General features: G+C 63.0%; 27 protein-coding genes, 1 tRNA gene and 1 pseudogene. 13 read left to right on the top strand and 16 right to left on the bottom strand.

The genetic code is table 11. The annotated features are described in order from the left end of the window. The first annotated feature begins 28 nt into the window (after positions 1 to 28). The 5 genes from NKH38_RS09980 to NKH38_RS10000 all read left to right on the top strand — a co-directional run bounded on the left by NKH38_RS09980 (position 29) and on the right by NKH38_RS10000 (position 4,482). Positions 29 to 568, top strand: coding sequence for a sigma-70 family RNA polymerase sigma factor (locus NKH38_RS09980; protein ID WP_023673234.1), 540 nt, complete (start codon positions 29 to 31; stop codon positions 566 to 568). After that, positions 565 to 1,287, top strand: coding sequence for an anti-sigma factor (locus NKH38_RS09985; RefSeq protein WP_023736962.1), 723 nt, complete (start codon positions 565 to 567; stop codon positions 1,285 to 1,287). The genes NKH38_RS09980 and NKH38_RS09985 overlap by 4 nt, the downstream gene beginning before the upstream one ends. A 224-nt stretch (positions 1,288 to 1,511) precedes the next feature. Continuing rightward, complete coding sequence (locus tag NKH38_RS09990; protein WP_023744898.1) at positions 1,512 to 2,069, top strand: fasciclin domain-containing protein; 558 nt, start codon at positions 1,512 to 1,514, stop codon at positions 2,067 to 2,069. 211 nt (positions 2,070 to 2,280) lie between these two features. After that, positions 2,281 to 2,781, top strand: coding sequence for a peptide-methionine (R)-S-oxide reductase MsrB (gene msrB, locus NKH38_RS09995; protein WP_023736961.1), 501 nt, complete (start codon positions 2,281 to 2,283; stop codon positions 2,779 to 2,781). 153 nt (positions 2,782 to 2,934) lie between these two features. Next, positions 2,935 to 4,482 carry an FAD-dependent monooxygenase gene (locus NKH38_RS10000; protein WP_352759409.1) on the top strand — a complete coding sequence of 516 codons (1,548 nt, stop codon included), beginning with the start codon at positions 2,935 to 2,937 and terminating at the stop codon, positions 4,480 to 4,482. A 117-nt stretch (positions 4,483 to 4,599) separates the two neighbouring features. On the opposite strand, the gene NKH38_RS10005 is transcribed toward NKH38_RS10000, so the two are convergent. Then, the gene (locus tag NKH38_RS10005) at positions 4,600 to 6,195 is read right to left on the bottom strand and encodes a DHA2 family efflux MFS transporter permease subunit (RefSeq protein ID WP_023744900.1); all 1,596 of its coding nucleotides are present in this window, start codon (positions 6,193 to 6,195) and stop codon (positions 4,600 to 4,602) included. A gap of 21 nt (positions 6,196 to 6,216) precedes the next feature. Continuing rightward, on the bottom strand, positions 6,217 to 7,398 hold the full coding sequence (locus NKH38_RS10010; protein WP_023687455.1) for an HlyD family secretion protein: 1,182 nt from the start codon (positions 7,396 to 7,398) through the stop codon (positions 6,217 to 6,219). Between the two features lie 146 nt (positions 7,399 to 7,544). Between NKH38_RS10010 and NKH38_RS10015 the strand changes: the two genes are divergently transcribed. Continuing rightward, complete coding sequence (locus NKH38_RS10015; protein ID WP_023710413.1) at positions 7,545 to 8,288, top strand: TetR/AcrR family transcriptional regulator; 744 nt, start codon at positions 7,545 to 7,547, stop codon at positions 8,286 to 8,288. Between the two features lie 66 nt (positions 8,289 to 8,354). Here NKH38_RS10015 and yihA read toward each other — a convergent pair whose 3' ends face one another. The 6 genes from yihA to rpmH form a co-directional block, all read right to left on the bottom strand. Continuing rightward, a complete protein-coding gene (yihA, locus tag NKH38_RS10020; protein WP_023673242.1) occupies positions 8,355 to 9,014 on the bottom strand; it encodes a ribosome biogenesis GTP-binding protein YihA/YsxC in 660 nt (219 codons plus the stop codon). After that, on the bottom strand, positions 9,011 to 9,649 hold the full coding sequence (locus NKH38_RS10025; protein WP_023681358.1) for a CatB-related O-acetyltransferase: 639 nt from the start codon (positions 9,647 to 9,649) through the stop codon (positions 9,011 to 9,013). Before NKH38_RS10025 ends, yihA begins: the two co-directional genes overlap by 4 nt. Positions 9,650 to 9,966: 317 nt before the next feature. Continuing rightward, entirely contained in the window at positions 9,967 to 10,533 is a 567-nt protein-coding gene (locus NKH38_RS10030; protein ID WP_023673244.1) for a fasciclin domain-containing protein, read from the bottom strand. 340 nt (positions 10,534 to 10,873) lie between these two features. Next, positions 10,874 to 12,688 carry a membrane protein insertase YidC gene (gene yidC / locus NKH38_RS10035; protein WP_023681359.1) on the bottom strand — a complete coding sequence of 605 codons (1,815 nt, stop codon included), beginning with the start codon at positions 12,686 to 12,688 and terminating at the stop codon, positions 10,874 to 10,876. A 14-nt stretch (positions 12,689 to 12,702) separates the two neighbouring features. Next, positions 12,703 to 13,056 (bottom strand): ribonuclease P protein component, encoded by a 354-nt coding sequence (gene rnpA, locus NKH38_RS10040; protein ID WP_023681360.1) that lies wholly within the window; start codon positions 13,054 to 13,056, stop codon positions 12,703 to 12,705. Between the two features lie 16 nt (positions 13,057 to 13,072). Then, positions 13,073 to 13,207: a 50S ribosomal protein L34 gene (rpmH, locus tag NKH38_RS10045; protein WP_008833937.1), complete on the bottom strand. Its 135-nt coding sequence runs from the start codon at positions 13,205 to 13,207 to the stop codon at positions 13,073 to 13,075. Positions 13,208 to 13,574: 367 nt separating this feature from the next. Here rpmH and NKH38_RS10050 point away from each other — a divergent pair, with 367 nt between their 5' ends. From NKH38_RS10050 to NKH38_RS10060, 3 genes and pseudogenes are all read left to right on the top strand, one after another. Then, positions 13,575 to 15,107, top strand: coding sequence for an ATP-binding protein (locus NKH38_RS10050; protein WP_023687452.1), 1,533 nt, complete (start codon positions 13,575 to 13,577; stop codon positions 15,105 to 15,107). A gap of 195 nt (positions 15,108 to 15,302) precedes the next feature. Further along, a tRNA-Arg gene (locus NKH38_RS10055) sits at positions 15,303 to 15,379 on the top strand. Positions 15,380 to 15,433: 54 nt separating this feature from the next. After that, positions 15,434 to 15,577 (top strand): annotated as a pseudogene (locus tag NKH38_RS10060) (LysR family transcriptional regulator); the annotation flags it as partial. A gap of 100 nt (positions 15,578 to 15,677) precedes the next feature. Here the strand turns inward: NKH38_RS10060 and NKH38_RS10065 are convergent. Then, entirely contained in the window at positions 15,678 to 16,220 is a 543-nt protein-coding gene (locus tag NKH38_RS10065; RefSeq protein WP_352759401.1) for an autotransporter, read from the bottom strand. A 135-nt stretch (positions 16,221 to 16,355) separates the two neighbouring features. Here NKH38_RS10065 and NKH38_RS10070 point away from each other — a divergent pair, with 135 nt between their 5' ends. After that, positions 16,356 to 17,084 (top strand): GntR family transcriptional regulator, encoded by a 729-nt coding sequence (locus NKH38_RS10070; protein WP_023714481.1) that lies wholly within the window; start codon positions 16,356 to 16,358, stop codon positions 17,082 to 17,084. Positions 17,085 to 17,114: 30 nt separating this feature from the next. Here NKH38_RS10070 and NKH38_RS10075 read toward each other — a convergent pair whose 3' ends face one another. Continuing rightward, a complete protein-coding gene (locus NKH38_RS10075; RefSeq protein WP_352759398.1) occupies positions 17,115 to 18,005 on the bottom strand; it encodes a sigma-70 family RNA polymerase sigma factor in 891 nt (296 codons plus the stop codon). A gap of 32 nt (positions 18,006 to 18,037) precedes the next feature. Further along, on the bottom strand, positions 18,038 to 18,346 hold the full coding sequence (locus NKH38_RS10080) for a hypothetical protein (protein WP_023739767.1): 309 nt from the start codon (positions 18,344 to 18,346) through the stop codon (positions 18,038 to 18,040). A gap of 147 nt (positions 18,347 to 18,493) precedes the next feature. Between NKH38_RS10080 and NKH38_RS10085 the strand changes: the two genes are divergently transcribed. Together NKH38_RS10085 and NKH38_RS10090 are read left to right on the top strand one after the other, a co-directional pair. Then, complete coding sequence (locus NKH38_RS10085) at positions 18,494 to 18,859, top strand: VOC family protein (RefSeq protein WP_352759395.1); 366 nt, start codon at positions 18,494 to 18,496, stop codon at positions 18,857 to 18,859. Positions 18,860 to 18,912: 53 nt separating this feature from the next. After that, positions 18,913 to 19,761, top strand: coding sequence for an alpha/beta fold hydrolase (locus NKH38_RS10090; RefSeq protein WP_352759392.1), 849 nt, complete (start codon positions 18,913 to 18,915; stop codon positions 19,759 to 19,761). Between the two features lie 85 nt (positions 19,762 to 19,846). Here the strand turns inward: NKH38_RS10090 and NKH38_RS10095 are convergent, their stop codons facing one another. The 4 genes from NKH38_RS10095 to NKH38_RS10110 form a co-directional block, all read right to left on the bottom strand. Continuing rightward, positions 19,847 to 20,833: a Gfo/Idh/MocA family protein gene (locus NKH38_RS10095; protein WP_352759389.1), complete on the bottom strand. Its 987-nt coding sequence runs from the start codon at positions 20,831 to 20,833 to the stop codon at positions 19,847 to 19,849. Positions 20,834 to 20,911: 78 nt separating this feature from the next. Continuing rightward, on the bottom strand, positions 20,912 to 21,487 hold the full coding sequence (locus NKH38_RS10100) for a YceI family protein (protein ID WP_023714485.1): 576 nt from the start codon (positions 21,485 to 21,487) through the stop codon (positions 20,912 to 20,914). A gap of 67 nt (positions 21,488 to 21,554) precedes the next feature. Beyond that, on the bottom strand, positions 21,555 to 22,133 hold the full coding sequence (locus NKH38_RS10105; RefSeq protein WP_023714486.1) for a cytochrome b: 579 nt from the start codon (positions 22,131 to 22,133) through the stop codon (positions 21,555 to 21,557). A gap of 150 nt (positions 22,134 to 22,283) precedes the next feature. Next, complete coding sequence (locus NKH38_RS10110; protein ID WP_023728836.1) at positions 22,284 to 23,174, bottom strand: LysR family transcriptional regulator; 891 nt, start codon at positions 23,172 to 23,174, stop codon at positions 22,284 to 22,286. A 96-nt stretch (positions 23,175 to 23,270) separates the two neighbouring features. Here NKH38_RS10110 and NKH38_RS10115 point away from each other — a divergent pair, with 96 nt between their 5' ends. After that, positions 23,271 to 24,266 carry an aldo/keto reductase gene (locus tag NKH38_RS10115; RefSeq protein WP_023703777.1) on the top strand — a complete coding sequence of 332 codons (996 nt, stop codon included), beginning with the start codon at positions 23,271 to 23,273 and terminating at the stop codon, positions 24,264 to 24,266. Between the two features lie 148 nt (positions 24,267 to 24,414). Here NKH38_RS10115 and NKH38_RS10120 read toward each other — a convergent pair whose 3' ends face one another. Next, on the bottom strand, positions 24,415 to 25,017 hold the full coding sequence (locus NKH38_RS10120) for a nucleotidyltransferase family protein (RefSeq protein WP_023672277.1): 603 nt from the start codon (positions 25,015 to 25,017) through the stop codon (positions 24,415 to 24,417). Positions 25,018 to 25,114 lie beyond the last annotated feature (97 nt).

The following is a 25,114-nucleotide window of genomic DNA, read 5'->3' on the forward strand; positions in this document are numbered from 1 at the left end:
ATAAATCGTGATCGCTTAGCTTGTCCGTATGACGCCGCAGGATATCTCCACCCTGATTGTCCGGACCTCGATGAAGGATCGGACTGCGTTCGATCTGCTTTACCGGCAAACCAGTGCGAAACTTTTCGGCGTGTGCCTTCGTGTATTGAAGGATCGCGGAGATGCGGAAGAAGCGCTGCAAGAGGTCTTCGTCAAAGTGTGGACGAAGGCGGACCGTTTCGCTGTTTCCGATCTAAGCCCAATCTCCTGGCTGGTGGCCATAGCACGCAATCATGCGATTGATCGCATCCGGTCGCGACGCAAGCCCGCTGCCGATATCGATGCCGCGCTCGACGTGGCTGACCCCGGTCCGGGGCCAGAGGCTATGGTTGTTGCGGGCGGTGAATCCGAGCGCATCTATCAGTGCCTTGAAGAGTTGGAACAAGACCGGGCGCAAGCCGTTCGGGGTGCTTATTTGAACGGCGAAAGTTACGCCGAGCTCGCGGAACGTCACAAGGTTCCGCTCAACACGATGCGGACATGGCTGCGCCGCAGCCTGTTGAAACTTAGAGAATGTCTGGAAAGATGACCCTGGCAGAAGAAAATGGACCGGAACGTGGAGGCGACGACCTGCTCGCAGCCGAATACGTTCTCGGCGTGCTGCCGGCGGATGAGCGCCAGATAGCCTCCGGGCGCATCGACGCGGAGACCGGCTTTGCCCGTCTCGTCGATTCCTGGGAAGTAAACCTCTCGCCGATGGCTGCCGCTTATGCTGAGGTAGAGCCGCCGGCCACCATCAAGCCGGCTATCGATCGCCGGCTGTTCTCCTCCACCGCGGCGTCGACGACGGCCCCGAGCGGCAGCCTGTGGTCCAGCCTTAGCTTCTGGCGCGGCCTCACCGCAGCGGCTCTCGCGGCCCTGGTGCTCTATGTCGCCGTGCCTTACGTCAGGTCGCCGGTCGTCGTGCCGCAGGAGCGCCTCGTCGCCTCGCTGGCTGCCGAAGGCAGCGATGTCAAATACCTTGTCGTCTACGACGCTTCCCGCCGCGATGTCGGCCTGTCGCTGGTTTCGGGCGAACGCGCCGCCGGCAAGGACTTCGAACTGTGGATGATCGAAGGCAAGAATGCTCCGGTCTCGATGGGCGTCATCCCCGCCGGCCAGGTCGCCCATATCCCGGTTACCCCGGCCGTGCAGCAGAAGCTGGCGCAGGGCGCCGTGCTTGCTGTCAGCGTCGAGCCGACGGGCGGTTCGACGACGGGACAGCCGACCGGACCGGTCGTTGCCGCGGGCGACCTGAAGGGCATCTGATAGATCGTAAAACCATGACGTGACAATGAAGTCAGCGGAAGTAGATCTTCCGTTGTTTTCGTTTTGGATACGCTGCTGGAGATTAGAGATTCGATCTCCGGAGATAATTCGCCGACAAGATAAAGGATAAATTTTTCCCGGCGCGCGGAAACTCAGGCAGTTCTATTACGTATCTCCTCATGTTCCCGAAAGAGGAAACAATAACCCCGAGGAGTTCGAACACTATGCGTAGAATCTCCACCCTTTTGCTCGCCGGTACCATTGCCGTCTCCGCCCTCGCCACAATCGCCTATGCCGAGAATCCGATGGTTGGCGGCGCCGCCATGTACGCCAACAAGAACATCGTCGAGAACGCCGTCAATTCGAAGGATCACACGACACTGGTCGCCGCCGTCAAGGCTGCCGGCCTGGTCGAGACACTGCAGGGCGCCGGCCCGTTCACCGTCTTCGCGCCGACCAATGAGGCCTTCGCCGCGCTTCCGGCTGGCACGGTCGAGTCGCTGCTCAAGCCCGAGAACAAGGACAAGCTCACCAAGATCCTGACCTGCCATGTCATCGGCGCCAAGGCGATGGGCGCCGATGTCGCCTCGATGGCCAAGGCCGATGGCGGCACCCACAAGGTCAAGACGGTCGGCGGCTGCGAGCTGTCGCTCAAGGCCGATGGCGGCAAGGTCACCGTAGCCGACGAGAACGGCAATGTCGCCAATGTCACGATCGCCGATGTCGAGCAGTCGAACGGCGTCATCCACGTCATCGACAAGGTCCTGCTGCCGAAGATGTAACAAAGCCCCTGCCGCCGACGAACAGGCGGTAAGCTCTCTGATTGCGCGGCTCCCCCTTCGCGGGCCGCGCAATCTTCCGAGCGCTCCACGCCGTCCGCCACAAAACGCGGAGCCGGCTTGGAGCGTTCGGTTTGCAGGGCAACCGTCACCGGCTTTTGATTTTCCAGTGGCGGCCAAATCTGGCAAAATGATCCGCAGGAGGATTTCCGTCATGAACCGTCGCGACTTGCTTTTGAGTGGCGTCGCCTTTGCGGCCGTCGCCGGCGCCTTGGCAACGCTACGCTTGGGCGGAACCCAGTCCGCCAGAGCTGCCGAAACCTTCGAGGTCACCAAGACCGACGCCGAGTGGCACGCCATCCTGTCGGATGAAGCCTTCAATGTGCTGCGCAAGGAAGGCACCGAATATCCCGGCACCAGCCCGCTGCTCAACGAGCACCGCAAAGGCATTTTCGCCTGCGCCGGCTGCGACCTGCCGGTCTATTCCTGGGAGACCAAGTTCGATTCCGGTACCGGATGGCCGAGCTTCTGGCAGGAGATCGCCAACAGCGTCGGCAAGACCACGGATCGTTCTCTGGGCATGACCCGCACCGAGGTTCATTGCCGCCGCTGCGGCGGTCATCTCGGCCATGTCTTCGATGACGGTCCCGCACCCACCGGCCTGCGCCACTGCATCAACGGCGTTGCGCTCAGCTTCAAGCCGGCCACTGCCTGACCGTTCGGCGTCTTTTAGCGGGGTGGGGATTTGGCGCCGGTGTGACGACCGCCCCCTATCTCTTGAAATGGGGCGAAAACAGTCAACTTCAAGAATTGGCAGACGGCTTTTTATGCGTAGATTCCGCAGCCCTTAACGAGAGGGCCAGAACCTATGCAACGAACTGAAGCACGGGCTCGCGACGGCGAGCCCAAATCGACCTCCAAATCGACCGGCGGTGTTGATGCGGACCGGCCGCGTATCTCCCATCAAGTGGTGATCGCCGGCGGCGGCCCGACCGGGTTGATGCTGGCCGGCGGACTGTCCCTGGCCGGCATCGATGTCGCCATCGTCGAGCGGCGCGAGAACCAGGATCTCGCGGGCGCGCGCTCGGGCGGCCTGCATTCGCGCACCATCGAGATCTTCGACCAGCGCGGCATTGCCGATCGGTTCCTGTCGCAAGGCCAGACCGCACAGGTCGCAGGCTTCGCCGACGTTTCGCTTGACATCAGCGACTTCCCCACCCGCCACAATTACGGGCTGGCGCTGTGGCAAAAGCACATAGAGCGGATCCTTGCCTGCTGGGTCGATGAACTTGGCGTCACGGTCTACCGTGGCCGCGAGGTGACAGGCTTCGTGCAGGATGCAGGCGGCGTCGATGTCGCGCTGACAGATGGCGGGTCGCTTCGTGCCGATTATCTCGTCGGTTGCGACGGCGGCAGAAGTCTCGTGCGCAAGGCGGCTGGCATAGAGTTCCCCGGTTCCGAGCCGACAATCAGCAATTTGATTGCCGAGGTCGAGGTAACAGAAGAGCCGCAATGGGGTATCCACCGCGACGCCATCGGAATTCACGGCCTCAGCAGACTGGAAGACGGTACGGTACGGGTGCTGGTGACCGAACGCGAGGTCGGGGCCGGCGGCGTGCCCACATTGCATGAGCTCAGCGAGGCGCTCATTGCCGTCTACGGCACCGATTACGGCGTCCACAATCCAACATCGCTGGCCCGCTTCACCGACATGACCCGGCAGGCAGCCTCATACCGCAAGGGGCGGGTGCTGCTGGCAGGCGACGCCGCGCACGTGCATCCACCGGACGGTGGACAGGGGCTGCAGACCGGCGTGCAGGACGCGGTCAATCTGGGCTGGAAGCTCGCCCAGGTGGTCAGGAAAACTGCGCCCGAAAGCCTGCTCGACAGCTACCAGGCAGAGCGCCACCCGATTGCCGCGCGTGTGATGAAAAACACCATGGCGTCGGTCGTGCTCCGTCGCGAAGACGAGCGCACCAAGGCGCTGCGCGATACAGTGTCGGAACTTCTCGGCATGGAAGAGCCGCGCAAGCGTTTTGCCGGCATGTTGTCCGGCCTGGACATCCACTACGATCTTGGCGAGGGGCATCCGCTGCTGGGGCGTCGCATGCCGGATCTCGACCTCGTCACCGCTGCCGGTCCGCTGCCGGTTTTCGCCCTGCTGCATGACGCTCGGCCGCTGCTGCTTAATCTTGGTGAGCCCGGCGCTTTTGGTATCGGCCAGTGGGTGGAGCGGATTCAGCTGGTCGACGCCAGCTACGATGGCGCATGGGAGCTTCCGGTGCTGGGGGCAGTCGAAGCCCCACGCGCAGTGCTGGTCCGGCCTGACGGTTATGTGGCCTGGGTCGGCGGCCCTGAAGCAGCCGGGCTAACCGACTCGCTGACCAAATGGTTTGGGCCGCCTGCCGCAGCATAGCGCGCCGGGTGTTCGACCAAGGAGCTTGACAACGATCGATGCTTAAGCGTGACCCCGGAAATCGGGGGTGATTTCCGGGGTCACACATGAGCGCGCCAGGCGGGGGGTCCGGCGCGCTCAATGGCCTCCGCCGCCGCTGCCCGCGGGCGGCGCCGGCTTGGCGATGACCAGGGTGAAGACCGCCATGGTCGCGAACAGCACGGTCAGCATGGTGAACACATCCATGAACGACAGCAGCGACGCCTGCTGCTGGACCATGCCCGACAGTTTGGAGATCGCCGCCTTGGTGGCGTCGAGGCCGGGAGTCTGCTGGAAGTCGAGCGTCATGTTCTGCAGCTTGGTCTGCGCCGCCGCACTGCCCCATTCCACATGCTCGGCCAGCCTGGCGTAGTGGAAGGCGCTGCGATCGATCAGCACGGTGTTGATGACGGCAAGGCCGACCGCACCGCCGAGGTTGCGGGTCAGGTTGAACAGGCCCGACGCGTTCTTCAGCCGGTCCGGCGGCAAGGTGCCGAGCGCAATGTTGTTGATCGGCACCATGCACAGCATCATCGAGCTGCCGCGCAGGATCTGCGGGATCAGCAATTCCCAGAAATCCCAGTCGGCGGTCAGATGCGTCATCCACCATGTGCCGGCAGCGAAGCCGAACAGCCCGATCATCATCATGATGCGCAAATCCATCTTGCTCGACAGGATGCCGGAAATCGGCGCAGTGACGAACATCGCCAGGCCGCTGACGAACAAGGCTTCGCCGATCATCATGGAATCGTAGCCGCGGATGCGCCCGAGGAACACCGGGTAGAGATAGGTCAGACCGTACAGGCCGATGCCGATGACGAAGGAGAACAGCGAACCGAAGGCGAAATTGACGTTGGTGAAGGCCCTGAGATCGACGATCGGCTCCTCGGCGGTGAAGGCACGCCAGAAGAACAGCGCCGCACCGACAACCATGATGATGGCGCAGATGAACACGGCCTGTTCCTGCAGCCAGTCATGGTTCGGACCTTCCTCGAGCACATATTCCATGCAGCCGAGAAACGCCGCCATGCCGGCAAGGCCCCACCAGTCGAACTTGCTGAACAGGCCGAGATTGGGCTTGTCGAAATCGATCAGGGTCCAGGTCGTGACCGTCACCAGAATGCCTGGAATGACATTGATGAGGAACAGCCAGTGCCACGACATGGCATGGCTAATATAGCCGCCGACGGTCGGGCCGATGGTCGGCGCCAGCGTCGCCACCAGGCCGATCATCGGCGACACCATGGCGCGGCGCGACGGCGGGAAGATGGTGAAGGCGGCGGCGAAAACGCTCGGGATCATGCCGCCGCCGATAAAGCCCTGGATGGCTCGGTAGACGATCATCTGGTCGATGTTGGTGGCGGTCGCGGCCAGCGCGCTGGCCGCCGTGAAGCCGGCCGCGGCGCCTGCAAACAGCACGCGCGTCGACAGCATCCGGCTGAGGAAGCCCGACAGCGGGATCATCACCACTTCGGCGATCAGATAGGCGGTCTGCACCCATGGGATTTCGTCGGAACTGGCGCTGAGGCCGGCCTGGATCTCGGCCAGCGAGGCTGAGACGATCTGGATGTCGAGGATCGCCATGAACATGCCGAACACCATCGCCAGGAAGGCGATGAGGCGGCGCGTCGAGATGGTCGTCGGCACCGCTGGCATGGCCGGCGCCGCTCCTGCTGTTATGGTTGCGGTTGCCATGGCGTTGCTCCCGGCTTTCGCTCAGTTCGCCGCGGCCGGAGCCGTGCGGCTGTCGACGGCGACAACGACGCTCAGGCCGGCGCGCAGCCTGCCTGCCTTCAGCACATCGGCCGGGACGTCGATGCGAACCGGGATGCGCTGCACCACCTTGGTGAAGTTGCCGGTGGCATTTTCCGGCGGCAGGAGCGAGAACACGGCACCCGAAGCCGGCGCCAGCGACGACACCGTGCCTTCGAAATCATGGCCGTCCGTGGCGTCGACCGAGACCCGAACCTTCTCGCCGGGCACCAGCTTGGCCAGCTGCGTCTCCTTGAAGTTGGCAACGATGTAGAGCTTGTCCAGCGGCACCACGACGGCGAGCTTCTGGCCGGGGCTGACGAGGTCGCCCTGCTCGACCGAGCGGTTGCCGACGACGCCGTCATAAGGCGCCTTGAGCACGGTGAAGGACAGATCGCGCGCGGCCTTGTCGCGGTTCAGCCGCAGCGAAGCCAGCGTGCTGGCCGATTCGGCGCGCTGCGCTTCGAACACGCCGATATTGGCCTGTGCGGCTGCAATCTGCGCGTCGGCGCCGACAAGGGCCGCATTGGCCTGGTCGAGAGCGGTCTGGGCATCGTCCAGTTGCGCCTGTGTGCCGACATGCGTCTTGACCAGTTGCGCGGCGCGCTGCTGGGCGCGAGCGGCGTTGTCGGCTGCCGCCTGGTCGGCGACCTTCTGCGCCTGCGCCTGTTGCAGCGAAGCTTGCGCCGCCTTGGTCTGCGCGTCGATACGGTCGAGCGTCTTGGCCAGCGTGGCGATCTGCGCCTCCGCCTGGGCAACGGCTATTCTGTAGTCGCCGTCGTCGATCGTCAGCAGCGGATCGCCGGCCTTGACCTGCTGGTTCTCCGAGACCTTGACTTGATCGACATAGCCGGAAATCTTCGGCGAGACGAACGACATGTCGGCCTGGACATAGGCATCGTCGGTCGAGATCAGGAACCGGCCGTCGGTCCAGTAATTATAGCCATACCAGGCGCCGGCGCTGAGCAGAGCGAGGCCGATGATCGGCAGCATGAACGAGCGAGCCGACCGCTTCTTCTTGGCCGGCACCTCGGCCAAAACTTCGGCGGCAGGCTTGATGGGCGCTTCCGGCGCTTCGATAACCGGCGAGACCTTGGCGTTGGGAAAGGGGCGGACTTCGGCGGTGGTTGGCGTGTTCGAGGACATGATATCTCGCTACCGTAGCTACATAAGGAAAATGTGTTATACTGAACCGTTCGGTTCGATGCGAACGTTGACATAGCGCTAAAGCAGGCCCATATCAAGAGCAATCGAACCGATCGGTTCGAATTATTTCGCGAGGTGTGACTTTAATGGCCGACACGTTACCCGACGTCGAAAATGATCGGTGCGATGTGCTGGATAGTGCGCGTCGCGGCCGCCCGGCGGCGGGCCAGGATCCGGTCAAGCGCAGCCAGATTATCGAGGGCGCGCGGCGCGTGTTCATCGACAAGGGCTTCGAAGCGGCGTCGATGAACGACATTACCCGCGAGGCTGGCGTCTCCAAGGGCACGATCTATGTCTACTTCGCCAACAAAGAAGAGCTGTTCGAGGCGCTGATCGAGGAAGAGCGCGGCACCATCTTCAAGAACATGTACGACATGCTCGACCGCGCCGACGATCTGCGCCAGACGCTGGTGAAGTTCGGCAAGGTGCTGTCGATGAAGATCACCTCGGCCAAGGTCATCCAGGCGCAACGCACCGTGATCGGCGCCTCCGACAGGATACCCGACATGGGCGCGCGGTTTTACGAACGCGGCCCCAAACGCGGCCACGACAAGGTGGTCAAGTTCCTCAATGCAGCCATCGAACGCGGCCTGCTCAAGATCGATGATGTCGATCTTGCCGCCTATCAATTCACCGAACTGTGCCTCGCCGGCCTGTTTCGCCAGTGCATCTTCGCCTACCGCACCAAGGCGCCGAGCCAGGATGAAATCGACCACATCGTGCGGTCGGGCGTCAGCCTGTTCCTGAAGTCCTACGGCACTGAAAAGCTTGCCGAGGAAGAAAGCCACCAGATGATCGCGCTCGAGGCGAAGTCCAAGGCAAAGGCCTAGTTAGCCAAAGGTCTTTTTTCGCAACTCCGGACGGAAAACCGCTTCACACTTTTCCCGGAGTTGCTTTTAACCGCCATTGGCCGCCAGCACGATCGCCGCGCGCAGTTCGTCCAGACCCTCGCCCTTTTCCGACGACGTGGCGAGCACGAACGGAAACGCCGCCGGCCGCTTCTTGATCTTCAGTAATGTCTCTTCGATCAGCTGCGGCACGCCGGCGGCCTTGATCTTGTCGGTCTTGGTCAGCACGATCTGGTAGGACACCGCCGCCTTGTCGAGCAGCGACAGCACTTCGTCGTCCTTGGCTTTGATGCCATGGCGGGAATCGATCAGCACATAGACCCGCTTCAGCGTCACGCGGCCCTTGAGATAGTCGAAGACCAGCTTGGTCCAATCGTCCACCTTTTCCTTCGGCGCGCTGGCATAGCCGTAGCCCGGCATGTCGACCAGCGCCATTGGCGGCAAGTCGGTGCCTTCGCCGGAAAACCCGCCCGGCACGAAATAGTTGAGCTCCTGCGTGCGCCCCGGCGTGTTGGAGGTGCGCGCCAGCCCGTTATGGCCGACCAGCGCATTGATCAGCGACGACTTGCCGACATTGGAGCGGCCGGCAAAGGCGATCTCCGGCGGCCCCTCCGGCGGCAGGAACTTCATCGCCGGCACGCCGCGGATGAAGATCCACCCCTTGGTGAACAGGTCGGTTCCGATGACGGTGTTGCCCAGCGCGTTCAAATCGCTGCCTCCAGCCTGGAAATATCGGCGCCCCGAATGGCGTTGAGGTTGCGGCCGATCTTGTCCACCGGCCAGTTCCACCACGCCACGGAAAGCAGCCGCCTGACCGTCCTGTCGTCGAAACGCATCTTCACCACCTTTGCCGCATTGCCGGCGACGATCGCATAGGCCGGCACGTCATGCGTCACCACCGATTTCGCCGCCACGATGGCGCCATTGCCGACCGACACGCCGGGCATGATCACCGCATCCATGCCGATCCATACATCATTGCCGACCACCGTGTCGCCGCGCAGTTCCTGCGACCACGTCTTCGGGTCGAAGCCTTGCTCCCAGCCATGGCCGAAAATGTTGAACGGATAGGTGGAAAAGCCGGACATGGCATGGTTGGCGCCGTTCATGATGAAGCGCGCGCCCTCGGCGATGGCGCAGAACTTGCCGATGATCAGCTTGTCGCCGATGAAGGGATAATGATGCAGCACGCACCGCTCGGCGAATTTGTCCGGTCCGTCAGGATCGTCATAGTAGGTGAACTCGCCGATCTCGATATTCGGCGCGGTGACCAGGGGCTTGAGGAAGCCGACGCGGGTGTGCATCGGGATCGGGTGTTTGATGTCTGGGTTGGGTCCGTCCATGGCGAGATCCGTCGAGAGTGGCGCAAATTAAAGCCGCCATTCGAGATGGCGTGATCCGCCCTATAGCACCAATCGCCCGATGAGCGAGCCCTGCTGGGCTTCGATGTTCAGTTCGTGCCGCGGCAGATCACGATCAGGTCGACCGCCGCCGTCGGCTAAGGCGCCCTGAAACAAAAAAACGGGGCCCTGCGAAGGACAAGCAGGACCCCGGTGGTGTCGAAGACGGCTTCAAAAGAATGGCACCTCCTCGTGAGGTGGGGAAGGCAGACCGAGAAAGCCCGTCGCAGCCCGCCGTCATTCCCCGTTGCGTAAAGCCGTTACTTCGGCAACAGCACCTTGTTGACGACGTGGATGACGCCGTTCGACTGGTTGACGTCGGCGACCGTTACCTTGGCGGCGCCGCCGGATTCGTCGACGATATAAAGCGCGCCTTTTTTTACCTCGGCGATCAGCGTGTCGCCGCTGACGGTCTTCATTTCATACTTGCCACCCATCGCCTTGGCCTTGGTCATCATATCCTTGGCCGAGATCTTGCCGGCCACGACATGGGCGGTCAGGATCTTGGTCAGCTTGTCCTTATTTTCGGGCTTCACCAGCGTGGCGACGGTGCCGGCCGGCAGTTTCTTGAAGGCGGAATCGGTCGGCGCAAACACCGTGAAGGGTCCCGCGCTTTCCAGCGTGTCGACCAGGCCGGCGGCCTTGACGGCGGCAACCAGCGTCTTGTGGATCGGCGAGTTGAGGGCGTTCTCGACGATGTTCTTCGAGGTCAGCATCGCAGCGCCGCCAACGGCGGGATTGGCGAGCGTATAGGCCGTCGTAGCTGCGAGGCCCGATAGAGCCAGGCCGGCGGAAAAGCAGAATGCCTTGAGGATGGACTTTGCCATTGGAGAACCCTTCTGGTGCGACAATTGTTGATTCGATTGTCGGGAAGAGTTACGCGGCGATTGCGGGAAAGTTTCGGTGCAGAGTAAAAAAGGATAATGATAACAAATATTTAAAGGCGAATGCCCATTCCACGCGCCGCATCCCCGCGATGGACATGACGGGGTCACGGATCAAAAACAGCGGTCTTCGGATTAGAGCTGATCGGTGTTGATCGGCCTTGGCGGTACAAGCAGCAGCCACGCCGGTTGCACGCCGCAAGTTTCGCGCCTCACGGGAACGTGATGCGCGCCTCGTCCACAAAAAACACCGGACGAGCCGGGGCTTTGATTGCCACGCTGTTTATTCAGCTGGCGAGGGTTTCTTTCGGAACAATGCCGTCAGATTGTCCCACAATTCGATCTTGGCGCCCTGGCGCTTCATGATCACGCCCTGCTGCAGGATCGACAGCGTGTTGTTCCAGGCCCAGTAGATGACGAGGCCGGCCGGGAAGCTGCCCATCATGAAGGTGAAGATCACCGGCATCCAGGTGAAGATCTGCGCCTGCGTCGGATCCGGCGGCGTCGGGTTCATGCGCATCTGCAGGAACATGGTGATGCCCATGACCACCGCCCAGGCGCCCATATGCGGCAGGAATGCCGGCGGCGCGAAGGGCAGCAGGCCGAACAGGTTGAAGACCGAGGTCGGATCGGGCGCGGCCAGATCCTGGACCCAGCCGAAGAACGGCGCGTGCCGCATCTCGATGGTGATGTAGAGCACCTTGTAGAGCGAGAAGAACACCGGGATCTGCAGCGCCACCGGCCAGCAGCCGGCGAGCGGATTGATCTTCTCGGTCTTGTACAGCTCCATCATCGCCTGTTGCTGCTTCATCTTGTCGTCCGCGTATTTCTCGCGGATCTCGAGCATCTTGGGCTGCACCTTCTTCATGTTCGCCATCGACGCATAGGATTTGTTGGCGAGCGGGAAGAAGAGGGTTTTGACGACGACGGTGGTGGCAAGGATGGCCAGACCGAAATTGCCGAAGAATTTGTACAGCGTGTCGATCAGGTAGAACATCGGCTTGGTGATCCAGATGAACCATCCCCAATCGATCAGCCGGTCGAACAGCCTGATCTGGCGATCCTGGGCGTAGGCGTTGATCTTGTTGACTTCCTTGGCGCCGGCGAAGATCTCGGTCTCGACCGTCGCCGACTGGCCGGCGGCAATGGTGATCGGGTCGGTGAGGAAGTCCGACTGGTAGCGCGGGCGGCCATTGTCGTAATAGGCATAGTGCGGCTGGAAGGGCTGCTTCTCGGTCGGCACCAGGGTGACCGCCCAATATTTGTCGGTGATGCCAAGCCAGCCATCGGTCGATTTGCTCGGCGTATAGAGCTTGTTCTTCTCGATGTCGGCGTATTTGTGCTCCTGCAGGCCTTCGGTTCCCGTGACGCCGATCAGGCCTTCATGCAGCACATAGGAGCTGGCGACGGCCGGCTTGTCGAAACGGATGACGCGGCCGTAATTGGACAGCGTGACGGGGGTCGAGCCTGAATTCTGCACCGCATCGGAAACGGTGAACATGTAGTCGCCGTCGACGGAGATCGTGCGCTTGAAGGTCAGGCCCTTGTCGTTGGTGAAGGTCAGCGTCACTGGCGTCGCCGGCGTCAGCGTCGCATTGCCGTCGACGCTCCAGACCGTTTCCGGGCCCGGCACCGTGCCGGTCGTGTCGCTGCCGACAAAGCCGATCTCGGCATAATAGCCGGTGGGCAGCGCCTGCGGATTGAGCAGCTGGATCTGCGGCGATGTCTTGTCGACCGTCTCGGTGTAGTGCTTGAGCTTTAGGTCGTCGAGGCGGGCGCCGGTGAGGTTGATCGAGCCCGACAGGCTCGGCGTGTCGATGTTGACGCGGGCCGTCTTGGCCACTTCCTGCGCGCGGCCTTCCGGCGTCGTGACATAGGTGCCGGGCGCGTTTGGAATGGCGCCGGGCGCCGCGGGCGCCGGCGTGCCGCCGGGATTGGCGGCCTCGGCCGCCTTCTTCTGCTCCGCCGCCCGCTGCTCTTCGATGCGGGCCGCCTCGCGCTGCTGTTCGCTCCGCGGCAGCACATAGAAATATTGCCACAGCCCGAGGATCAGCACCGACAAGACGATGGTGATGTAGAAGTTCCGGTTATTTTCCATCGAAAGCCCTTGGCCTATCGTGTTCCGCTGAGACGGCGGGAGAGTTCGGCCTTCAAGTGGCCGAACGGAATGGTGAGCACGTCTTCACGCCCGACAATGACATAGTCATTGCCGGGCGCCATGTCACTTGCGGCATGGGTGCGCACGGCTTCTTTCAGCCGCCGCCTGACGCGGTTGCGCACAACCGCATTGCCGACCTTCTTGGTGACGGTGAAGCCGACGCGCGGCGGCAGACCGTCTTTGCGGTCGAGAACTTCAACGAGAAAAAGCCGCCCGCGCCGCTTTTCACCGCGGCGGACGGCCAGGAATTCCGCACGTTTCAGAAGCCGCTTGGGGTTTGGTCCCACTGGCTTGCCGGTTGCGGGCAACGATCTCGTCTTCCGTTCAGGCGCTGAGCCGCTTGCGGCCGCGGTTGCGGCGAGCTGCGACGACGCCGCGACCACCCTTGGTGGCCATGCGAGCACGGAAACCGTGCCGGCGTTTGCGGACGAGTTTGGACGGTTGGTAGGTACGCTTCATTTGTTTTAATACCGCGGGGTGCGGCCCTTCTTGATTCTGTCACTGTGTAACAGGAGCTTTGCCGGGCCGGCATTGGCGCGATCGAAACCGCGCCGGGACGAATGGCCCGAGCGTGAGCGGCTTATAGAAAGAAGGGTTTTGGGAGTCAATCCAGCGCGAACTATGAGTTCGTCGCAGCGCGAACGCCAGTTCGTCGCAGTGCGAACTGCCAGTTCGTCACGACGCGACACCCCGTTCGTCGCGGCGCGAACACCCAGTTCGAGGCTATCTTTATTGCTGGCACCATCGTCCAACGAAGGATGAAATTGGCAAAAAAGCCGCAATCACCTAATCTCAACCGATCAAGCGTTTGTGAAGACAGGCCTTAATGAGCGAAGTTGCATCAGCGGATGAAGGGAGCGGCCCGGCGACAGCCGATGCCAGCCCGGCGACCGTTCGCCCGGTTGCGAGCCGTTCGGTGCCCAATCGTTCAGTGCCCTTGGCGCGCGGCCTGTCGACCAAGCTGCTCTTGCTCACCATTGTCTTCGTGCTCCTGGCCGAAGTCCTCATTTTCCTGCCCTGGATCGCCAGCTACCGCCTGGCCTGGCTGAAGGAGCGGCTAAGCACCGCTGCCGCGGTGTCGATCGTGCTGGTGCAGGGCGAGCCCAATTCGCTCTCCCGCGCCGCCCAGAACGACGTGCTGATGGCAATCGGCGCCAAGGCGATCGCGGTGCGCGACGGCGGCGTATCGCGCCTGCTGGTGGTGGCCGAGATGCCGCCGCAGGTCGACGAGCACATCGACATCGCCAATGTCGGCATGATCAAGGGCATGACCGGGGCGCTGGATACGCTGTTCTTCGGCGGCAAGCGCATGCTGCGGGTGTTCGGCCCGGTCGGCGACAGCGACAAGGAATTCGAGCTGATCATGCCCGACTATTCCCTGCGCAACGCCATGCTGCGCTATTCGCGCAACGTCGCCTTCGTCTCACTGCTGATCTCGCTGTTCACCGCAATGCTGGTCTATGCCGCGATCGACCTGATCATGATCGGCCCGATCCGCACCATGACGCGCTCGATGCTGTCCTTCTCCGAGGCGCCCGACGATCCAGGGCGCATCATCCACCCGGCCGCCCGCGCCGACGAGATCGGCGTTGCCGAGCGCGAACTGTCGCAGATGCAGGAACGGCTGCAAAAGATGCTGTCGGAGCAGAAGCACCTTGCCGACCTTGGCCTCGCCGTCTCCAAGATCAACCACGACATGCGCAACATCCTGGCCTCGGCGCAGCTGATGTCGGACCGCTTGCGCCTGGTCAAGGACCCGACGGTGCAGGCCTTCGCGCCAAAGCTGTTGCGCGCGCTCGACCGAGCCGTCTCCTATTCCGAAGGCGTGCTCCACTATGGTCGCACGCAGGAGCCGGCGCCCTCACGCCGCCGCTTGCGGCTGCGCCAGCTGGTCGACGACGTCCACGGCCTGCTCGACATCGAGGGCGGCATCGAATTCGTCAATGCCGTCGAGCTCGCCTTCGAGGTCGATGCCGATTCCGACCAGCTGTTTCGCGTGCTCACCAATCTCTGTCGCAACGCGGTCCAGGCGATGGCGGCCGACGCCGAGAGCGCGCTGGTGCGCCGGCTCGCCGTATCGGCCGAGCGCATAGGCAGCGTAAGCCGCATCATTGTCACCGACACCGGTCCCGGCCTGCCGGCGAAGGCTCGAGAAAACCTGTTCGCGGCGTTTCGCGGCTCGGCCCGCAGCGGCGGCACCGGCCTTGGCCTGGCCATCGCGCACGAACTGATCCGCGCCCATGGCGGCACGGTGGAGCTGGTCGAATCGATCGGCGGACGCACCACCTTCGCCGTCACCATCCCCGACCAGCCGGTCCGCCTCGACCAGGCCCGCAACGGCCTGCGCCGCCCGGCCTGAGCAGTATTGATATTCAGCCGAAGCCGGACTTTAGCTGAATCTCAGCACACCTTGATCGACACCGTCGAAAGCAGCTGCGACAAAACTTTTGCCGGATTGGCTTGCTTTTCGGAAATTCAGTCGCTAGGGAACACGTCTTGTCGCGGCCGGTCGTCAGGATCGGTTAGCGGGGCTATGTAAAGCATGGCCTGTTGCGCGCCCGTAGCTCAGCTGGATAGAGCACCAGACTACGAATCTGGGGGTCAGGAGTTCGAATCTCTTCGGGCGCGCCATTTCCGCCGAAACTGTGATTTCCTGCGATCCGCTAGCCGGTCTTTGAGCTCACATATGAAGAGCAGGTCGCGGAACACGTTGCCGAGCACCGCCTCATTCGAGTGCTGGAGAACTGGACGCCGCCTATTCCGGGCTTCTTCATTTATTACCCCAGTCGTCAGCCTGACTGCGCTATAAACGCGCTGCGATGTTCTTGAAACGGGAGAGTACGCGGCGACCGTTATCTGGGCGCAGCGACGCTGAATGCTCATTCACGCCGCCGCGCAGCACGCTCACTTTTCTTCCGCCTTTCCCGGATCAGGGCCCAATAGGCCTCGCTCCAGCCAGATACCGCTCATTGTCAAACGGCTCGGCGTGGGTGCTGTCCGGGCTCCACATGTGGCGGTGGGTCTCCGTCAGATTGCCGAGATAGACATGCAGTGCGCCCGAGCGGGCGCTGCCGGTGTTGGCGACCGCATGCACCGTATCCGGGTTCATATGCACCACCGCGGGCGCCGCGACGTCGTGGCGTTCCGGCGCATCGATCTCGCTGCCGTCGATGGGATAGATGAAGTTGGTCTCGCTGCCCTTGTAGATGCCGATCAGCGCATCCATCAGATGGTTGTGCGGCGGGTACTGCAGGCCGGGCGACAGCGTGATGTGGTAGATGGTCAAGTCAGGGCTGGCATGCAGCAGCACCTCATCGTCGTCTTCCTCATGCGCGAGCACGCCTGATGCATGGAAGCGATCGGTGTGTTCGCGCAGCACCGCCTTGACCCGTTCGAATGCATGAGCACCTTTGGCTGCGTTGACGATATCGGCGGTTACGGCGTAAAGAGGCGAGTTGGCGGCAAGAGGCATTTGTCGTCATCTCCATTGGGAAGCTCAACCAATACAACTGAGATGCTTCAGGCTAGCGAATGCCGGCAGACCCGTCAACCGGATGGTCGAAACGGGCAAGCAGACTACGCGGGCAGACCAAACGGGCAGGCAGATATGGCTCTTCCGAAATCAGTGTCACCGTCCGCCGTCAAGGCGCCGTCGACCGCCGACATATTGCGCAGCGAGGAAGCTTATGAGCAGCTGAAGAGCGACATCGTCGCCTGCGTCCTGCAACCCGGCGAAAGCCTGACCGAAAAGCAGATCGGCGACCGCTACCAGATCAGGAAGGCGACGATCCGCTCGGCTTTGGCCCGCCTGACGCAGGAAGGGCTGATCAAGAGCGAGCCGCGCCGCGGCTATGTCATCGCACCGCTTAGCCTGCGCGACGTCAACGAGATCTTCGACGTCCGCAGCCTGATCGAACCGGAAGTGTTCCGGGTGGCCGCGGCAAACCTCACCGAACGCGGGCTCGACGACATCAGGCTGGCGGCGCAGAAGGTGCTGAAGCCGGAGACGCTGCGCAGCCATGTCGCCTTTCTGGCGGCCGACCGCGCCTTTCGCCTGGCCCTGGCCGAACTCTCCGGCAATCTGCGGCTGGTTCGCCTGCTCGACCAAACGCTCGACCAGTCGGAGCGTGTCCTCCATCTCGGCTTCAAATCGCGCGACTTCACGCAAGCGATCATCGGCCAGCAGAAGGAGTTGGTGCTTGCCTGCGAGCTGGCCGAAGTCTCGGCCATCGCAAAGCTTGCCCGCTCGCAGTGCCTGTCGCTCAAGAAGCAGGTGCTCGAGGCCTTGCTCGCCGGCTCCAAGCTGCAGGACGCCAATTTGCAAAGCTTCGCCTGAGGCGCGAAGCCCGCGCTCTCTGGCCGATGCTTACTCGTCGATGAAGCGGATGTCCGCATCGGCAAGGCAATAGGGCGCGTAGCGGAAATCGCGGATATGGCTGACCTTTCCATCCTGCCAGTCGACCAGCATGAAGCCGCGCACGGCGTCATCTCCCGCTTGCGGGTTGCGGATCAGGATGGCCGGCCTGCCGTCGACGAAGCCGAGCGACAGCGCCCAATCCTGGACACGGTCGTAATTGCCGAAATAGTTGGAAACCTGCGCTTTGCCGCGCATGCGGGTGCGGTTGACGACTTCAAGCTGGATATCCTCGGCGATCAACGCGCGCACGGCGTCGAAGTCGCGCGCGTTGAACAGGTCGACATAGCGGCGCAGGCGCCGCTCGTCGTTGATGTCAAGTTTTGGGGCAGGCGCTTGCTCCTCCTGTGAGGCCAGCAGGCGCAGCTGCGACCGCCCGCGATGCAGCGCCGCCTTGGTCGCGGCCAGTGTCGCGCCGGACACTTCGCAGGTTTCGTGCAGGCTGAGGCCAAGCACGTCGACAAGGATCACGGCGCTGCGCTGCACTGTTGCCAGCTGCATGAAGCTTCGCAGGCTGGCGGCGGTGGCGAGCCTCGCATCGGCGCTTGCGGAGGGGTCTTCGATCGTCGTCATGTCGGTCTCGCTCATGCGCGCCTGCTCCCGCTGGCGCCGGCGCAGATGATCCTGCGCGGCATTGTGGGCTATGCGGAACAGCCATTGCTCCGGACGCTCGACGGCGGCGTCGCCGTCGATGGCCTGCAGTGCCTTGATCAGTGTCTCCTGGACGATGTCCTCGCCATCGATCACCGAGCCGGCCATGCGGGCGCAGTAGCGGTGCAGCTTCGGTCGCAAGGAGCCGAGCATCGCCTCCAGGGCCACGCGGTCGAGTTTTGCTGTGTTCATCCTGTCCGTTCCCAAGATGCCGGTCTTTGCATTCAAGCCGGCACGACCTCGCCGGCCAGCATACGATAATTGCCGACGATCTTTGCCGGCGATCTGGCAAGCGGCGTCGAGCGGCGCCCGGCATGATCGGCGCTGAAGGCCTTGAAGGCTGCGAGCCCGGTCAGGCCGTCGCCATCCTGGCTGACAAGATGGATGAACTCGCCATTCTCCAGTTCCAGGACGAGGTAGCGCACGGATTGCGGTTTCGTGTCGTCGAGCGCCTCGAACACCTGTGCAACCAGCATACGGTTCTCGGCGATGCTTTCGTCCCTCACGCCGTAGCGGATGAGATTGTAGCCCATTGTCGTCTCCTGTTTTTCAACTCTGCACAGAGAAGACGTTTCGCGGCCTCGAAAAGATTCGTCGCCCGGCGAATCTTTTCGATCGTCCGGATCGTCTTTCCCGTCGACGGCTGCGCGGCAGCCGTCCAGGAGCAGGAGAGACCCATCATGCACATCCAGTTTGCCGAATTGCCGGTGTTCGACCAGGACCGCGCCAAGGCCTTCTACACCGGACATCTTGCTTGCCAGGTGGCGGCGGACCAGCTGATGGGCGACAGCGGCTGGCGCTGGATCGAGCTGACATTTCCCGGCGCCGTCACCAATTTGCATTTCGTCAAACGCCCCGATGACACGCCGGGCACTGAGCCCGTGCTGGTGCTCGTTGATGGCGATGTCGAGGCAACGGTCGCGGGCCTGAAGGCGCGCGGCGTCGAAATCATCACCGAGCCGCAGGAAGCGCCTTGGCAGCCGGGCCGCACGGTCGCCGAATTCCGCGACAGCGAGGGCAACCGCATGGTTGTCGCCAGCAAATGATCGGACCCGGCGCAAAGCCGAACTTTGACATGAGAACAACAGGAGAGATGGACATGACCCCCCAAACGTCGACGCTGAAAGTACCGGGCGCCAGCCTCTATTATGAGATGCGCGGTTCCGGCCCCGTACTGTTGATAATCCCCGGCGGACCGCAGGACGCCGGCGTCTTCGCCGATGTCGCGGGCCACCTCGCCGACCGCTACACGGTGGTCGCCCATGATCCGCGCGGCAATTCGCGCAGCACCTTCGACGGAGAGCCGCAAGAGCAGGACCTCGATGTCCATGGCGACGATGCTGCGCGATTGATCGAGGCGCTTGGCGCCGGACCGGCCTATGTGTTCGGCACCAGCGGCGGCGCCCAGATCGGGCTCAACCTCGCCGCCCGCCATCCCGGCCGGGTTCGTGCGCTGGTGGCGCATGAGCCGCCCAGCATGATGCTGCTCGACGACCCGTCGCCGTCACTGGCCGGCATGCGCGACCTGCACGACACCTATCGCAGCCAGGGCGTCGAGGCGGCGATGCAGAAATTCTTCAGCGAGAACAGCCTGTCGGAAGGGCCGGGTCAGGATGAAGCCGGGCCGCAGGACGGACCGCCTTCGTTCGAACCGTCGCCCGAGGAGGCCGAGACCTTTGCCAGGGTCAGCGGCAATTTCGAATACTGGCTGGCGCATGGCGTCATGCCGCTGTCGCTCTACCGTCCTGATATCGAGGCGCTGCGCGGCCGCCCGGTCGTGGTCGGCATCGGCGAAGAGTCCATCGGCCAGCCGATCGACGGCATGGGCAAGGCGCTGGCCGACAGGCTCGGCAGCAAACGCGCCGCCTTCCCCGGCGACCATATGGGCTTTGCGCCCTATCCCGACCGCTTCGCCGAGACCTTGCACCTGACGCTCAGAGGCGCGTGAGATCGTCAGTCCAATAGGAAAGGAGCGTCCGCATGCACAATGCGGACGCCCTTCTCCCATGAAATTACCGGCTAAGATTGGTGTATCAGACGGCCTCCCAGCCTTCCTTGCCGCCGGCGCGGAAGATGGCGTCGATGACCTTCTGGTTGAGCACGGACTCCTCCAGCGTGAAGACACGCTCCTTGCCGCCCTGTGCCGCCCTGGCAAACGTCTCGACCTCGCGCCGGTATTGCTGGGTGCCGGGAAAGCGGAACACCTGCGCCTCCGTATGGTTCTGGTTGTGCAGTTCGATGCGGTGATGGTCGTAGAGCCCGGCATTGAACGGCGAGAACACCTCGATGAAACCCTTCTCGCCGTGAAACACCATCACCTGCCGCGCCGCCATCTGCGTCGAGAGGTAGAAGGACAGTTCGAAGTCGCCGAAATCGGCGCGGATCGAGGAGTAGATGTCGGTGCCGAATTTTTTGTCGCGCTCGATCGTCGCCTGCACGCGGAGCGGCTCCTTGCCGGTTGAAAACCGCGTCGACACCGTCGGATAGACGCCGATATCAGGCAGCGCGCCGCCGCCGAGATCGAGCTGGTTGCGCATGTTGGTGGGATCGACATTGTAATAGGAGAAGGCGCCCTGCACATGGCGCAGCCGGCCGATGGCGCCATCGGCGATGAGATCGCGCACCTTGATCCATTGCGGGTGGTAGATGACCATGAAGGCCTCGCAGACCAGCACCTTCTTCTGGTCGCGCAGCTTCATCAGCGGCGCGATGTCCTTGGCGTCGAGCGCCAGCGGCTTCTCCACCAGCACATGTTTTCCCGCTTCGATGGCCTTGGCCGTCCATTCGACATGCTGCGAGGTCGGCAGCGGGATGTAGACGCCGTCGACGTCTTTCGAAGCGAGCAGCTCCTCATACGAACCAAAGGCATGTCTGGCGCCGAACCGCTCGCCCAGGGCCTCGGCCTTCGACAGGTCGCGGCTGGCGATCGCGGACAAAACGCCATTCTCGGCCTCGACGATTGCCGGCAACAATTGCTCGCGGCCGATCTTGGCCGTCGACAAAACACCCCATCGGAACATCAGGCTTCTCCTATCGATTTACAGGCGAGGAGGTTTGCCCGAAATTGCGGGAAAAGCCAATGCGGATCGCTGGTCCTGCTAGCCTCGCTTGCCCGTCAGCGTCATGTCGAAATCGACGATATTCGAATAGATCGGCGTGCCGACATCCATGCCGTAGCGGGAGCGCAGCACCTTGCCGGTGACGTGGAACGTAATGACGCCACCCTTCAGCCCGCCGAGCTCGGCAGTGAACTTTTCCGCAAACGTCTTGCCGCGCGCCGTCAGCCGGCCGCTGACCAGCGCCGTGGTGTCGCTGGTGCGGGTGACGCTGGTCGAGCGGAACTGGATTTCGGGGCTGTTGGCGACGTCGAACACCGCATCGGAGCGCAGGAAGGCATCGATGCGGCCCTGGCCGGTGCCGACGCTTTCGGGATAGATGGTGAAGTTGACCGCGGAACGGCCGACATCGCTGTTGTCGATGCGGATGGAGCCCTTGAAGCGGCCAAAGGCGCCGTTGAGGCCGCCGCCACCGACCTTGCCGATGGAGAAGCGAATGCTGGAGCTGGCCGGGTTGACCGTGTAGGTGCCGGCGGCGTCGCCGAGGTCCACAGCGGCGGAGACAGGCATTGCAAGGCAAACGGCAACAGCCGCCAATCCGAAGATGCGCGCATACATGGGTTTGTCCTTCTGAGGCAGGCGAAGTCTTGCGCCCTCACCCCAATGAACGAATGCGCGGCGCGCCCTATTCCATGTCCTGATCTGACGAAGGCGTGATCATGCGCGTGAGCACGCTGTCGTGGAGCCAGAAATGATGCCGCAGTGCCGCCAGTGCATGCAGCGCGACCAAGGCAATGCCGACATAGGCGAGATACCAGTGTGCTATCGCCCAGAAGTTTTCCGCCGCATCGGACACGCCGAGCGGCAGGTTCGGCATCACGAACAGGTTGAACGGCATGCTGGGTATCTCCAGCATCGACACCGAAACCAGTGCCCAGCCGGACAGCGGCACCGCGAGCTGGAAGCCATAAAGCGCCAGATGCGCCAGCGGCGCCGTCCGACGCTCCAGGCCTCCGACCGAGGCCGGCAAGGCCGGGGCCGTATTGCCGAGCCGCCAGGCAATGCGCAGGATGAGGAGGCCGAGCAGCAGGAAGCCGAAGGATTTGTGCAGCTGGATCAGCTCGAAGGCGGTGCGCTGGCTGGTCAACCGCACCATGATGAAGCCGAGCATGAACTGGCCGATGAACAGGATGCCGATCAGCCAGTGGAGGACGATCGCCGCCCAGCCGTAGCGGGTTGAGTTGTTGGTGATGAATGCCGGCATGGTTGGTGAACGAATGGCAGCTGGGCTTTCTTCCACCCTCCCCCTTGTGGGGAGGGTCGGCGCGAAGCGACGGGGTGGGGGGTAGCGCCCTACGAAGACTCCCACCCCGATCCGCTACGCGGATCGACCCTCCCCACTAGGGGGAGGTGGCTAACCACCGACCTTGAAGAAATCCACAAACGCCCGCAGCGCCGGGCGCATCTGGCGGCGGCTGGGGTAGTAGACGAAGAAACCGTCGAAGGGCGGACACCAGTCTTCCAGCACGCGGATCAAGCGACCGTCGGCGAGCGGCGCGCGCACATAATCGTCGAAGACGAAGGCGAGCCCAGCGCCGTCGACCGCCGCCTGGGCGATCAGATGGTCTTCGTCGAGGATCAGCGGCCCTTGCGCCGCGATCTCGATCTCTTCGCCATCCTTCTCGAATTCCCAGCGGTAAAGAATGCCGCTGGAAAAACGGAAGCGGATGCAGCGGTGGTCGGCAAGATCGCGCGGATGGCGGGGTCTTGGCATGGTCGCGAAATAGGATGGCGCGCCGACCACGGCGCCGCGAAGGTCCGGTCCGATGCGCACCGCGATCATGTCGCGCTGCAGGCTCTCACCGAGCCGCACGCCGGCATCGAAGCCGCCTTCGACGACGTCGGTGAAGCGATCCTCGATGACGATTTCCAGCACGATGTCAGGATAGGCCGCGGCAAAGCCGCCGAGCCTGGGCGTCAATGCCAGGTGGGCCGCGGTGCGCGGCACGGTCAGCCGCAGGTTCCCGGCCGGCCGGTCGCGCGCCTCGATCGCCGTTTCCAGCGCCAGATCGATCTCGGACAGCGCCGGCCGCAGCCGTTCGAGCAACTGCGCGCCCTCTTCCGTTGGCGCTACGCTGCGGGTGCTGCGCGCCAAAAGCCGCACGCCGAGCCGCGCCTCCAGGCTGGACACGGCATGGCTCACTGCCGAGGGCGCTATCGCCAGTTCGCGCGCCGCGCCACGAAAACTGCCGCATTGGGCGACTGTTGCCAGTACAGCGAGTTGAGAAAGATGCGCTCGGTTCATTGCTCTATTTTATAGAACAGCCCGTGCGAATGACAGCCAATTATCGAACGTAAAGCCAAGCGCTATCTCTCTTTCATCGCAACAAGGAGACGCGCCATGAAAACCCGCAAACTTGGTACTGAACTCGAAGTCTTCCCCGTCGGCCTCGGCTGCATGGGCATGAGCTTCGCCTATGGCGGTCAGGCCGAGGCGGACGCAATCGCCACGCTGCGCCGCGCTGTCGAGATCGGCGTGACGTTTTTCGACACCGCCGAAGTCTATGGTCCCTTTGAGAACGAGATCCTTCTCGGCAAGGCGTTGAAGCCGGTGCGCGACAGGGTGACGATCGCCACCAAATTCGGCTTCAAGATTTCCGAGGAAGGCTCAGGCCTCGAACGTATGGTTGGCGTCGATAGCCGCCCGGAGCACGTCAAGGCAGTGGCGGAAGCCTCGCTGAAACGGCTCGATACCGATGTCATCGACCTCTACTACCAGCACCGCGTCGATCCCGGCGTGCCGATAGAGGACACGGTCGGCGCCATGGCGGAACTGGTGCGCGACGGCAAGGTGCGGGCGCTGGGCCTGTCGGAGGTCAGTGCCACCACCATCCGCCGGGCGCACGCCGTGCATCCGATCGCTGCCGTGCAGAGTGAATATTCGCTCTGGAGCCGCGACCCCGAAGACGAAGTGTTCGATGTCTGCCGCGAACTCGGCATCGGCTTCGTCCCCTACAGCCCGCTCGGTCGCGGCCTGCTCACCGGCACCATCGCCAAGCCCGAGGCCCTCAGCGACGACGACTGGCGCCGGACCTTGCCGCGTTTCCAGGCCGACGCCATGGCCGCTAATGCCAAGGTCGTTGCGACGCTGGAAAAGCTGGCGGTGGAAAAAGGCGTCACCTCGGCCCAGCTGGCGCTGGCCTGGGTGCTGCACCAGGGCGACTTCATCGTGCCGATCCCCGGCGCAAGAAAGATACGCCATCTCGAGCAGAACACGGCGGCGGTCGGGATCGAGCTGAGCGCGGCTGAGGTCGCGGCGATCGGCGATGCGCTGTCGCCGGACAAGGTGGTTGGCAAGCGCTATACGGAGGAGCTGTTGGCGCTGGTGAATGGGTGAGTGCCTTTACCCTCCCCCTTGTGGGGAGGGTCGATCCGCGAAGCGGATCGGGGTGGGGGTCCTCGTGAGGCGCACCCCCACCCCGTCTCTCTGTCTCCGCCTCGCTGCGACAGCGAGCCGACCCTCCCCACAACGGGGAGGGTAAGTCTCACCACGGCACCACCGTAATCTCCGGCCAGCACGCCTTCGCCCTCGCCCCCTTGGCCTCATGCGTGCGCCTGTTATCCATCAGCCGGTTGGGCGTGATGCGAAACGCGAAGAGGTCATCCAGCCCGAACGGCGCCACGACCTCAAGCTGCCCATCGGCATCGTATCGCACCCCGACCGCATGCGTCTTCGAAGCAAAATAGCTCACCGACTCGCTGGAACTCGTATAGCGCGGGCAGGGCTGGCCGAATTTCTGCGGATACCACAGATGCACCCGTGCCTGGTTGCGCACCTCGGCCGGCAGAGCCAGCCCCTCGAAATGCTGCGCGGCTCGACGGATGACCGCGTCCTCGGCCTCGTAGGACAGGTCGCTGTCATCGAAGTAGAAGAGATCGACATCCTTGATGCCGTAGCCCGGCGCCTTGCCGGTCAGGTGGTTCCAGACGCTGTTGTAGAGCGCGCCGGACACCACCAGCCAGTCCGGCAACGCCAGCGTGCGGGCCCGCTCCAGCGCGTCGCTGACGAGCGCATCCGCCAACACCATGGCGAGAAACGCTTCGCGCTGGGCTTCGAACGGCAGACCGGAATAGCGCAGATGGTCCATCGCCCTTTGGAGAGCGATTCGCAACTGCCGGCAATCCTCAGAAGCAATTCCAGGAAAAGTGTGTAGCGGTTTTACTGGGAAAGCGCGCCGCGCTTTC

The sequence above is a fragment of the Mesorhizobium sp. M1078 genome (assembly GCF_040318615.1).
Classification (GTDB): domain Bacteria; phylum Pseudomonadota; class Alphaproteobacteria; order Rhizobiales; family Rhizobiaceae; genus Mesorhizobium.